The organism is Rhizorhabdus sp. P4_G5 (assembly GCF_056401065.1).
This window is the reverse complement of the sequence record NZ_JBFUKB010000004.1, coordinates 106,089-117,217: the sequence shown is the minus strand read 5'-3', so window position 1 is coordinate 117,217 and position 11,129 is coordinate 106,089. Positions and strand designations below refer to the sequence as shown.

The following is an 11,129-nucleotide window of genomic DNA, read 5'->3' as shown; positions in this document are numbered from 1 at the left end:
CGTCGGCGCTTCTGCTGGAAGCCGGTCGGCGCGCACGGGGAGCGTGCGCGAGCTGCCCGGAGGCAGTGAGGAAAACGGAAAGCACCCCCGGGCAAGGGAACCCGAGGGTGCGTCCCACGCGGAGGAAATTGCCAGTCCGCCGCGTGTATCTCGAAACATGGGTGCCTCCCGGGGCGATAGGGGGGCTGGGGGACCCCGGGAGGCGGAGCGATCAGTGCGCCGCGACGTTCATGCGGCTGTTCTCGGCAATCTGGGTGCCGGCGTTGGCCAGTGCCAGCTCGACCTGCGGCATCGCACGGGCGATAGCGACCTTGGTGCAGCTCTCGGACTGGGACAGCGCCTTGAGCGACTTGTCGCCATCGGCAGAGCAGACCTGCTTGGCTGCGCGGATGACGCGGGCCTTGAGAGCCTGGGCACCGTCCTGGCTGGCGAGATCGAGATCGCCGTAGCGGACTTCCGCGCTGGTCTGGGTCACTTCCGCGGCCTGGGCCGGGAACGAGACGGTGGCAGCGGTAGCGGCGGCGACGGCGAGGGCGGCGAAGAAAGTGGTCGAACGGGTCATGTCATATCTCCTGTTGCGTTCCGGACTTGGGTGGCGACCTTCATCCGGTAAATCTGCGTGGCGGCGGCCCGGTCACCGGGGTGGTCTGCCGTTGGAAAGGAGATAGGCCAGGCACGCGCGCCGCGCATTTCCGCTTCGACCGACCGCGCCAAAGCCTCCACCAAGGCGCATGGCGGCCGACAAACGCATCGCCGGAGTCGACGAACGACAGGAAGGACCCGACACCCGCCGATCGGCGACGGGAAATTTTGAATCACCCAAGGCGATTGCAACAGGATCGTCACATTTGTAGGTGAAGCGACCGAACCGGGGATCAGATCATTCGCCAGATTGCCGTCCTGCCCTATCGCACCAGCCCAGCAGGCCAGATCGAGGTGCTGCTGATCACCTCGCGGGATACGCGGCGCTGGGTGTTGCCCAAGGGCAACCGGATCAAGGGTCTCAAAAGCCACGAGGCGGCGAGCCACGAAGCTTATGAGGAAGCCGGTCTGGTGGGCATCGCCTGCCCCTTCGCGATCGGCAGCTATAATTATCGCAAGACCCGCAAGAACGGCACGTCCCGCCCGGCGACGGTCGACATCTTTCCATTTTCAGTGACGACCCAGCTCGACGAGTGGCCGGAGCAGGACGAGCGCGAACTGCGCTGGTTCGCGCCGGCCGACGCCGCCGCCGCGGTCGACGAGCCCGAGCTGAAGGACATATTGTCGACATTCCACCCGCCGGTGTGGAATCCCGGACTTACCGAGAGATTTGTGGCGGCGACCCGCCGCCACACAGCAGAGAGGTTCACCATAGTGCGCTGGTTCCAGGCATTGCTGCCCAAGCAAGGCAGCTTCTTCGAACAGTTCGAGGCGCATGCGGCGCTGACCGTCACCGCCGCGGACGCGCTCGGCCGGCTGCTGCAGGGCGGCGCCGACATGCCGATCCACTGCCAGGAGATCTTCGATCGCGAAAATGATGCCGACGACATCATCCGCGACGTCCTGGTCGATGTCCGCAAGACGCTGATCACGCCGTTCGACCGCACGGCGATCACCAGCCTCATCGGCTCGATGGACGATGCGATCGACCAGATGAACCAGACCGCCAAGGCGATCACCCTGTACGAACTCAAGACGTTCGAGCCGCAGATGCGCGACATGGCGGGAATCATCGTCGAGGCGGCACGGATCACCGCCGATGCGATGCCGCTGCTGCGCGACTTGGGCCGCAACGCCGCACGGCTCCACAGCCTGACCGAACGGATCGTCAAGCTCGAGGGCCATGCCGACGAGATCCACGATTCCGGCCTGAAGACGTTGTTCAAGGCGAAAGGCGACACATCACCGATGGCGTTCATCATCGGCCGCGAGGTCTATAGCCACCTCGAGAAGATCACCGACCGGTTCGAGGATGTCGCCAACGAGATCCAGGGCCTCGTGCTCGATCACGCCTGACGATGGAAGGCGCTCTCCTCTCCTTCCCGCTGCTGGTCGGGCTGATCGGCATCGCGCTGGCGTTCGACTTTCTCAACGGCCTGCACGATGCCGCCAACTCGATCGCGACGGTCGTGTCGACACGCGTGCTCAAGCCACATTATGCGGTTGCCTGGGCGGCCTTCTTCAATTTCATCGCCTTCCTCTTCTTCGGTCTTCATGTCGCCGAGACGGTGGGCAAGGGCATCGTCGACGCCGACATCGTCGATGCCCAGGTGATCTTCGGCGCCTTGATGGGCGCGATCAGCTGGAATGTGATCACATGGCTGCTCGGCATTCCCTCCTCGTCGAGCCACGCCCTGATCGGTGGCCTGATCGGCGCCGGCACCGCAAAGGCCGGCCTGTCGGCGGTGGTCTGGTCCGGCGTACTCAAGACCAGCTTCGCGATCATCCTGTCGCCCACGGTCGGACTGCTTCTCGCGCTGCTGCTGGTGCTGATCACCAGTTGGGCCTTTGTCCGCGTAACCCCCACAACAGCGGACAAGCGCTTCCGCCGGATGCAGCTGGTGTCGGCGTCGCTCTATTCGCTCGGCCATGGCGGCAATGACGCGCAGAAGACGATGGGGATCATCGCCGTCCTGCTCTATTCGCAGCATATGCTCGGTGGCGAATTCCACGTCCCCTTCTGGGTGGTGATCACCTGCCAGTCGGCAATGGGGCTGGGCACGCTGCTCGGCGGCTGGCGGATCGTCCACACCATGGGATCGAAGATCACCCGGCTGACGCCGGCGCAGGGCTTCTGCGCGGAAACCGGGGGGGCGATCACGCTGTTCGCCGCGACCTGGCTCGGCGTGCCGGTGTCGACTACCCACACGATCACCGGCGCTATCGTCGGTGTCGGCGCCTCCCGGCGGCTGTCGGCGGTACGCTGGAACGTCGCCGGCAGCATCGTGATCGCCTGGGTTGTCACCCTGCCCGCCGCCGCGGCAATTGCAGCGGCTTTCTACTGGCTGGTCGGGCTGATGGGCTGACGCCTCCCTTCTGCCGCCACTGCGGGAGGGGGAGTCAGGTGCGCGGCGCCAGTCCTTCGGTCAATATATCCACCATTTGCCTGGCAATGTCCGCGGCGCTCAACTCGCCGCCCGGTGCATGCCAGCGCGCCGGCCAGTTGAGCGCGCCCGCTACCGTGAACGCCAGCATCTTCGGATCGGTGCGGGCAATCGATCCGTCCGCCATGCCATCCTCAATCAGATCGCGCATCGCCTTGTCGATCCGGCGTTTGCGCTCGCGAAGGCTCTGCGCGCCCTCGGGGGATAACGCCTCCACCCCGGTCCGTATCACGCAGCGGCCGAAATCGTCCATGTTGATCTCGGCGTAGCGGCGCAGGAAATGGCGCAGCCGGTCGAGCCCCATGCCTGGTGTCCGGTGCGCCTCCTCGACGGCATCGAGAAACTGCTCAAGTCCGATCGCGACGCATTCGAGCAACACCTGCTCCTTGTTGCCGAGATAATGGTAGATGGTGGGCTTGGAGATTCCGAGGCTCGCTGCCACATCGTCGAGCAACGTCGCATGGAAGCCACGCTCGTTGAACATCCGCACCGCCGCGAGCAGCACCGCCTGGCGCTTGGCCGAGCGCTCCTCGGCCTTCTGCTCGCGCGTACGAAACGGTGATTCGGTGTTTTCCAGCTGCACTTCGGCTTCCAATGACCCTGATCGCTGCTTGACATGAAACCGATGGGGATGCAATCTACTGATGAGTAACCACCCCCAATCGCAGAGGTTTCATGATTCTTACGGAGACCCAGTCGGCCATCAGGGATGGCGTGCGAGACTTCGCCCAGGAACGTATCCGCCCGCGCAGTCAGGCGTTTGAGTCGGCCAAGGGTTATCCCAAGGAATTGTTCGAGGAGGTTGCCGGTCTCGGCCTGATGGGGATGGTCGCGCCCGAATCGGTCGGCGGCGCCGGGGCAGATTATGTTTCCTATGCGCTTTCGCTGATCGAGATCGCCGCCGCCGACGGCGCTCTTTCGACGATCCTCTCGATCCAGAACAGCCTGCTGGTCGGTGGGCTGCTCAAGGAAGGGACCGAGAATCAAAAGGCCCGCTTCCTCCCCGAGCTGATCGGTGGCCGCATTATCGGCGCCTTCGCCCTGACGGAAACCGACGCTGGATCGGACGCGGCCGCGTTGCGCACCCGCGCCACCCGTGCCGACGGCGGCTGGAAACTCAATGGCGCCAAGCAGTTCATCAGCTCCGGCAGCATCGCCGGGCTGGTCATGGTGTTCGCCGTCACCGATCCGGAAGCGGGCAAGAAGGGCATCTCCGCTTTCCTGGTGCCCACCGACAAGCCGGGATTTTCGGTCGACAAGATAGAACATAAGCTGGGCCAGGGCGCGTCGGACACCTGCGCGATCCGCTTCGACGATCTATTCGTCGAGGATGACCTGCTGTTCGGCCAGGAAGGGCGCGGCCTCAACATCGCGCTCGCCAATCTCGAGGCCGGGCGGATCGGCATCGCAGCGCAATGCGTGGGCATGGCGCAGGCGGCGATGGAGATCGCAATCGGCTATGCCCGCGACCGCAAGAGTTTCGGCAAGCCGATCATTGAGCATCAGGCGGTGGGTTTTCGCCTGGCCGACCTCGCCACCCGGCTGGAGGCCGCCCGCCACCTCGTCCTACATGCCGCGACCTGCAAGGACGCCGGGCTTCCCTGCCTGAAGGAAGCCTCGATGGCCAAGCTGTTCGCGTCGGAGGCGGCTGAAGCCATTGTCTCGGGCGCCCTTCAAACGCTCGGCGGCTATGGCTATCTGGAGGAATATGGCCTGGCCAAAATCTACCGCGACGTCCGCGTTTGCCAAATCTACGAGGGCACTTCCGACATTCAGCGGATGGTGATCGCCCGCGCGCTTTGAGGATAGCATCATGAACATCGATCCGATTGTCATCGCATCTTATGCCCGCACCCCGATGGGTGGTTTCCAGGGCGCGCTTGCGGGCGCTTCGGCCACTGAGCTTGGCGCCACGGCAGTGAAGGCCGCGGTCGAGCGCGCCGGCATCGACACCAGCCAGGTAGAGCAGATCTTCATGGGCTGCGTGCTGCCCGCGGGTCTCGGCCAGGCCCCCGCCCGCCAGGCCGCGCTCGGCGCGGGCCTGTCGATGTCGGCCGAAGCCACCACCGTCAACAAGATGTGCGGATCTGGCATGCAGGCTGCGATCATGGCGCATGACGCGCTCGCCGCCGGCAGTGCCGATATCATCGTCGCCGGCGGCATGGAGAGCATGTCCAACGCGCCCTACCTGCTTGCCAAGCATCGTGGTGGCGCGCGGATCGGCCATGATGTCGTCAAGGATTCGATGTATCTCGATGGCCTCGAGGATGCCTACACCCCGGGCAAGCTGATGGGCGCGTTCGCCGAGGACTCGGCGCGCGACTATCAGTTCACCCGCGAGGCGCAGGACGATTATGCGATCCGTTCGCTCAGCCGCGCCAATGCCGCGATCGACAGCGGCGCGTTCAACCGCGAGGTCGTGCCCGTGACCTTGGAGACGCGCGGCGGCACCGTCACCATCGAGCGCGACGAACAGCCTGGCAAGGCGCGTCCCGACAAGATCCCGACACTGAAGCCCGCCTTCGCCAAGGACGGCACGATCACCGCCGCTAATGCTTCGTCGATCTCCGACGGCGCCGCCGCCCTGGTGATGACCCGCGCGAGCGTGGCCGAGAAGCTCGGGCTGCCCGTTGTCGCCAGGGTGGTGGCGCACGCAGCGCATGCGCATGAGCCGGGGCTGTTCACCACCGCGCCGGTCCCTGCGATCCGCAAGCTGCTCGCGAAGGCCGGCTGGGCCGTCGGCGATGTCGATCTGTTCGAAATCAACGAGGCGTTCGCCGTGGTGGCGATGATCGCCGCCAAGGAACTCGACATCCCTGCGGAGAAGCTGAACGTCAACGGCGGCGCCTGCGCTCTCGGCCATCCGATCGGCGCCAGCGGCGCGCGGGTAATCACCACCTTGCTGGGCGCACTCGAGCACCGCGGACTCAAGCGCGGCGTTGCCAGCCTGTGCATCGGCGGCGGCGAGGCTACCGCCTTCGCTGTCGAAATCGTCTGAGGGGAAGAAGTTCATGGATCTTAACGGAATTGCCGCCATCGTTACCGGTGGCGCCTCGGGGCTCGGCGGAGAGACCGCCCGCCTGCTCGCGGCAAATGGCGCGAAGGTCACGATCTTCGACCTCAACGCGGAAATTGGCGCGGAAACGGCTGCCGGGATCGGCGGCCATTATGTGCCGGTCGACGTGTCTGACGACGCCAGCGTCGCCGCTGGGCTGGCCGAAGCCGAACAAAAACACGGCGTCGCCCGTATCCTCGTGAATTGCGCCGGCATTGCGCCGCCGGCACGCATTGTCGGCAAGGACGGGACTCCTCACGCGCTCGATATTTTCCGTAAGGTTGTCGACATCAACCTCATCGGCACGTTCAACGTCCTGTCGAAGTTCGCGGCGCGCCTGATCGCGGCAGAACCGCTCGGCGAGGAACGCGGCGTGATCGTGAACACCGCTTCGGTGGCCGCCTATGACGGCCAGGTCGGCCAGGCCGCCTATGCTGCGTCCAAGGCCGGCGTGGTCGGCCTCACCCTGTGCGCTGCGCGGGACCTCGCCCAGCACCGTATCCGCGTGATGACGATCGCACCGGGGATCTTCATGACGCCGATGATGAAGGGCCTTCCGCAGGCAGCGCAGGACTCGCTCGGCCAGCAGGTGCCGCATCCGAGCCGCCTTGGCAACCCGGCCGAATATGCGCTGCTCGTCGAGAGCATCGTCCGCAATCCGATGCTCAACGGCGAAGTGATCCGGCTGGACGGCGCGATCCGGATGGCACCGCGATGACCGACAGTCCCCTCCTCTTCGAACGCGACGGCCCGATCGCAAAGATCACGCTTAACCGGCCCGCCGCCGGCAATGCACTGGATCTCCCGCTGGGCAGCGCGCTGGTGCAGGCGGCGATCCAATGCGACAGCGACCCCACGATCCGCTGCGTCGTCCTCACCGGCGCGGGCCGCATGTTCTGCACCGGTGGTGACATCGCAGTGATGGCGTCGTCGGGCGACCAGGTAGGCGCCGTGGTCAGCGAACTTGCCAGCACGCTGCACATGGCGATGTCCCGCCTCGCCCGGATGGACAAGCCGCTGGTCATATTGGTCAATGGGCCCGTGGCCGGCGCCGGCTTTGGGCTGTCGCTATGTGGCGACATCGTGCTCGCCGCGCGATCGGCAAAGTTTTCGGCAGCCTATGGGGCGCTGGGGGTAAGCCCCGACGGCGGCCTGACCTGGCTGCTGCCGCGCCTCGTTGGGTTGCGCAAGGCTCAGGAGATCATCATCTCCAATCGCCGGATCGACGCCGAAGAGGCCGAGACGATCGGGATGATCACCCGGGTCGTCGACGATGAGGCGCTGGCCGACGAAGGTGCGAAGCTCGCCGCCGGCCTCGCTCGATCGGCTACCCGCGCGATCGGCACGTCGCGCGCGCTATTGCTTTCCGCATTCGACAATGGCTGGGAAGTCCAGATGGAACTCGAAGCGCGCGGCATCGCCGCCAACATCGCCAGCCCCGAAGGCCGCGAGGGCGTCGCGGCCTTCCTAGCCAAGCGCAAGCCCGACTTCGCAGGCCTCAAATAAGGATCAGCACAGGAACTGCCGGCCCGCCTTCGCCTATGCTGGCTGAGCCGGCGAGACCCACTTCGTTACCGCTTCACGCGGCATCACGATCGAGCAGGTGACGTGCTCCGCATCGACAGGACCGGCTCACAGGACAGGTTCCGACCTGCGCATGCGATTGAGTGTCGGCAGGATCAGTTGCTTCAGCTTGCAGCGCGCCTTCAAATATCGGATGCGACGGCGAAGTTGATTTACCCAAGGCGCCTCGATCCCGTTCTTCAGCGCCGTTTCCACTATGTCGTCGAGATAGGCGACCTGCACCGGATTATACGCCTTCAGGCCAGCGATCTGATTTGGCCCAAGACTGCCCAAGGCTGGTGGCACGGCTTGCCCGGTCGCGAGAAAGTTGAGCTTGGTTCTGATGCATTTTTCGCAAACTCCGCAATTCCTGCCGGTCATTGGCCCCTGCCAACAGACCCTGAGATTCGCGAGGGCTTCCGGCCACTGCCCCAACCCCTCGATCTTCGTCGAGCGCGTGAATTCACCGGCGTCATAACGGATGGCCATGTCGCCTGACAGATAGGGGATGGTCAGGGGATTGGATCCCCAAGGCAACTCGAGGTGCCCATAATCCTCGTCTGAGCCCAGCAATGCCGTCCCCGCGTCGCCCGACCATTGATGCATGACGGCGGCCAGTCCCGCGCCGAACTCCATCTCCCAGTCATCACAGATCTTGTTTTTCCAATCCGTCCGACAGCTCGAAACAGGTATTGATCGCGATGCCAGGGTTGCTCGGGAGGCCGATAGCGCAATCTTGAAAGCCTTGTCGTCCACCAGCGGTATGTCGAAGCCATGGATCAATATGGCTGTTCTGAGGTCGCAGCTTGCGCGGCCCGCGCTTTTTTCCTGGTGACGCATAACGGTGAAGGTCGCGTCGACACCGCCCGAGAAGGCGACAACAGCGCCCTCCCGCGACGCTTTCGGGCAATCCATCTCCTCGTCGGCGGTCACCTTCATCTTGTGATAATACGGACGCCAGCAACTCCATATGGCCGCATATTGCTCCGCATTCTCCAGCATCCTGCGAGAAACAGGCGCCGCGATGTGCAAGTCGCGCCCCAGACGCATGGCCCTGTGCAGGAACGCACAGACTGCAAAATCCTTGTTATCTACCGGGCTCGGCACGACGTCGCCACACATCTCCCAAGTTACCACGCCTGCATCGTCAGTTTCGGCCGTTCTGATGACAGAACCCTCGCCGCGTTTTTCATATAGGCGCACTACCAGCGGACGTATCGCCATATCTCCTGCTCTATCCCGTGTTTTTGTTTAGAGTTACGGTTACACTGCCCGGTCTGCATTGAAAATCTACTCGGGATGCCTATTCAGAGTTAATCTGATTTAGTAGCTTGCCGAGGCAGGCCGACACCCGGCTTCTCGCGGGCCATGGTGGAGCCGGCCCCGGCGCAGGCCTGTGGCGATCAGGGTGCGCTATGGGTTGCGCCGGGCGCTTTCGATGCCCGACACATTGCGAGCCTCGTAGTTTGTGCCGCTGCTGGGGCGGATGTGAACTTCCGCAGTCCTTTGCCCGCCCCGCTAGCGATCGACGCGCTGCAGAACCTCGGCGAGGAAATCGATATGTTCCTCTGGAGTGCGATAGCCGCGATGCATCGTGCCGACACTGGCATGGGTGCCCCCCGCATCGCGCCAGCGGCGCAAACCATCGACGCTGTCGGCAACGTCGGGGCCGCGGCCGCCCTTGTCGTGAAGGATCAAATGCGCGCCGAAGCCTTCAACCGGCCGCCCGGCCTCCGCAAGCAGTTCGCGCAAGCGCTTCCAGCCAGGAAGCGCGCTGTCTTCCAGGCCTGCTGCGAAGATGAACCCATCGGCCAGCCTCGCCGCACGGCGATATGGCGCCTCTCCGAAACCGCCGCAGAAAATCGGGATCGGGCGGTTCGGACGCGGGATGATGTTGCCCCGGTCGATCTTGTCGAAGGTTCCCTCGAAGCTGACCAGGGGTTCGCTCCATAGCCGGCGCAGATAGGGGATCTGCTCGTCGAGCTTCTTCCCACGCTTGTGAAAGTCCTGGCCGAGCGCATCATATTCGACATAATTCCAACCCGTACCTACCCCGAGCGTCAGGCGCCCGCGCGAGAAGAGGTCGAGATCGGCGGCCTGCTTGGCGACGAGGGCGGTCTGGCGCTGCGGCAGGATCAGGATGCCGGTGACGAACTCGATCCGCCTGGTGATGCCGGCGAGGAAGGAAAATGCCGTGAACGGATCATGGAACGGGTCCCTGTCGGTGTAAGGGCCCCAGAGCGGGGGATCGCGGTTTTCGTGGACGGCACCGACGACATGGTCGTACATGAGAAGCGAGGCATATCCCATCGCCTCCACGGCCTGCCCGATCTTTTCGAGCGACTCTACCGTCCCGCTTTCCGTCTGAGGATAGACCGCCCCAATCTTCATCGACATCCTCCAGCGCTCTCTCGAGCGCTCGGCCATCTTTTGGCTTTGCAGCAGACCATATGCAGGCTGATCATGCCTGTCCAGCATCGACCGAGCCGGAACCGCGCATGCGCGCGAGCCTGTTCCGACAAGCTCTACATCGCCGAAATGCCGCCATCGAGCTTGATCTCCGACGCAGTCATCATTCGGCTCTCATCGGACGCGAGATAGAGTACCGCATAGGCAACATCGTCAGGCTGGGCGATGCGACCTATTGGTATCTGGCGCGCCAGCTTGTCGTTGCGCACATCCCGCGCGCCGCGCGACAACGTGTCGAGCAGCGGGGTATCGACGAAGGTCGGATGAACCGAGTTGCAGCGGATATCCAGACCTTCATGCGCACAATGAAGCGCGATCGACTTGGTCAGCATCCAGCCGGCCGCCTTGGACGCGTTATAGCCTGCAAAGCTGTGATAAGCGATCAAGCCCGAAATCGACGATATGTTGATGATCGAACCCGGCTGATGAGCGCGCATGATCGCAAGGGCTGCGCGGGTCCCGAAGAATATGCTGTCGACATTGATGGCCATCGCCCGATGCCATGTTTCGGTCGGCAGATTCTCGATCGATCCCACCGGGGCGATGCCTGCATTGTTGACCAGTACCGACAGGCTGCCCATGCGCTCGGCGGCCGCGGCCGCCACATCCGGCCAGGACTGCTCGTCGGTCACGTCCAGAAAGGCAGCATAGGCCACCTTGGCGCCCATGGCATCGTTGATCGCTTTCGCTTGCTCGCGGGCGCCGTCGCCGTTGACGTCGGCCAGCATGACCTGCGCGCCATGCCGCGCCAGCATATGCGCGATGGCAGCCCCTAGTCCCTGGGCAGCTCCCGTGACCAACGCCGCCTTGCCGGCAACCCGACCGGAGTACTGCATAGTATTTCTCCCTGACCTGTAGATTATAACTTCGGCACACCCTAAACTCTTGACCCCGTTGATCAACGGCGGGGCCCAAGAAATAGATGCCTCAAGACCCTTTTATCTGCACATTTCAGA

The 11,129-nt window shown here is 64.0% G+C and carries 11 protein-coding genes; 6 read left to right on the top strand and 5 right to left on the bottom strand.

Features of this window, described 5'->3' with window-relative positions; genetic code table 11:
• Positions 1–211: 211 nt before the first annotated feature.
• Positions 212–562, bottom strand: coding sequence for a UrcA family protein (locus AC1DQK_RS08760; protein ID WP_477869493.1), 351 nt, complete (start codon positions 560–562; stop codon positions 212–214).
• Positions 563–882: 320 nt separating this feature from the next.
• Between AC1DQK_RS08760 and AC1DQK_RS08755 the strand changes: the two genes are divergently transcribed.
• Together AC1DQK_RS08755 and AC1DQK_RS08750 are read left to right on the top strand one after the other, a co-directional pair.
• Entirely contained in the window at positions 883–1,998 is a 1,116-nt protein-coding gene (locus tag AC1DQK_RS08755; protein WP_477869888.1) for a DUF47 family protein, read from the top strand.
• A gap of 2 nt (positions 1,999–2,000) precedes the next feature.
• The gene (locus tag AC1DQK_RS08750; RefSeq protein ID WP_477869491.1) at positions 2,001–3,008 is read left to right on the top strand and encodes an inorganic phosphate transporter; all 1,008 of its coding nucleotides are present in this window, start codon (positions 2,001–2,003) and stop codon (positions 3,006–3,008) included.
• Between the two features lie 34 nt (positions 3,009–3,042).
• On the opposite strand, the gene AC1DQK_RS08745 is transcribed toward AC1DQK_RS08750, so the two are convergent.
• Positions 3,043–3,669, bottom strand: a complete 627-nt coding sequence (locus tag AC1DQK_RS08745) for a TetR/AcrR family transcriptional regulator (protein WP_477869489.1) — start codon at positions 3,667–3,669, stop codon at positions 3,043–3,045.
• A 92-nt stretch (positions 3,670–3,761) separates the two neighbouring features.
• On the opposite strand from AC1DQK_RS08745, the gene AC1DQK_RS08740 reads away from it, so the two are divergent.
• Genes AC1DQK_RS08740 through AC1DQK_RS08725 form a run of 4 tightly spaced genes read left to right on the top strand, consistent with a single transcriptional unit; the run spans position 3,762 to position 7,647 of the window.
• Positions 3,762–4,889, top strand: coding sequence for an acyl-CoA dehydrogenase family protein (locus AC1DQK_RS08740; protein WP_477869487.1), 1,128 nt, complete (start codon positions 3,762–3,764; stop codon positions 4,887–4,889).
• A 10-nt stretch (positions 4,890–4,899) separates the two neighbouring features.
• Positions 4,900–6,084: an acetyl-CoA C-acyltransferase gene (locus AC1DQK_RS08735; RefSeq protein WP_477869485.1), complete on the top strand. Its 1,185-nt coding sequence runs from the start codon at positions 4,900–4,902 to the stop codon at positions 6,082–6,084.
• Between the two features lie 13 nt (positions 6,085–6,097).
• A complete protein-coding gene (locus AC1DQK_RS08730) occupies positions 6,098–6,859 on the top strand; it encodes an SDR family NAD(P)-dependent oxidoreductase (RefSeq protein ID WP_477869483.1) in 762 nt (253 codons plus the stop codon).
• The gene (locus AC1DQK_RS08725; RefSeq protein WP_477869481.1) at positions 6,856–7,647 is read left to right on the top strand and encodes an enoyl-CoA hydratase/isomerase family protein; all 792 of its coding nucleotides are present in this window, start codon (positions 6,856–6,858) and stop codon (positions 7,645–7,647) included. Before AC1DQK_RS08730 ends, AC1DQK_RS08725 begins: the two co-directional genes overlap by 4 nt.
• Before the next feature lie 126 nt (positions 7,648–7,773).
• Here the strand turns inward: AC1DQK_RS08725 and AC1DQK_RS08720 are convergent, their stop codons facing one another.
• The 3 genes from AC1DQK_RS08720 to AC1DQK_RS08710 all read right to left on the bottom strand — a co-directional run bounded on the left by AC1DQK_RS08720 (position 7,774) and on the right by AC1DQK_RS08710 (position 11,009).
• The gene (locus tag AC1DQK_RS08720) at positions 7,774–8,928 is read right to left on the bottom strand and encodes a hypothetical protein (RefSeq protein ID WP_477869480.1); all 1,155 of its coding nucleotides are present in this window, start codon (positions 8,926–8,928) and stop codon (positions 7,774–7,776) included.
• 294 nt (positions 8,929–9,222) lie between these two features.
• Positions 9,223–10,101, bottom strand: a complete 879-nt coding sequence (locus AC1DQK_RS08715) for an LLM class F420-dependent oxidoreductase (RefSeq protein ID WP_477869478.1) — start codon at positions 10,099–10,101, stop codon at positions 9,223–9,225.
• A gap of 128 nt (positions 10,102–10,229) precedes the next feature.
• A complete protein-coding gene (locus tag AC1DQK_RS08710; protein ID WP_477869476.1) occupies positions 10,230–11,009 on the bottom strand; it encodes an SDR family oxidoreductase in 780 nt (259 codons plus the stop codon).
• Positions 11,010–11,129 lie beyond the last annotated feature (120 nt).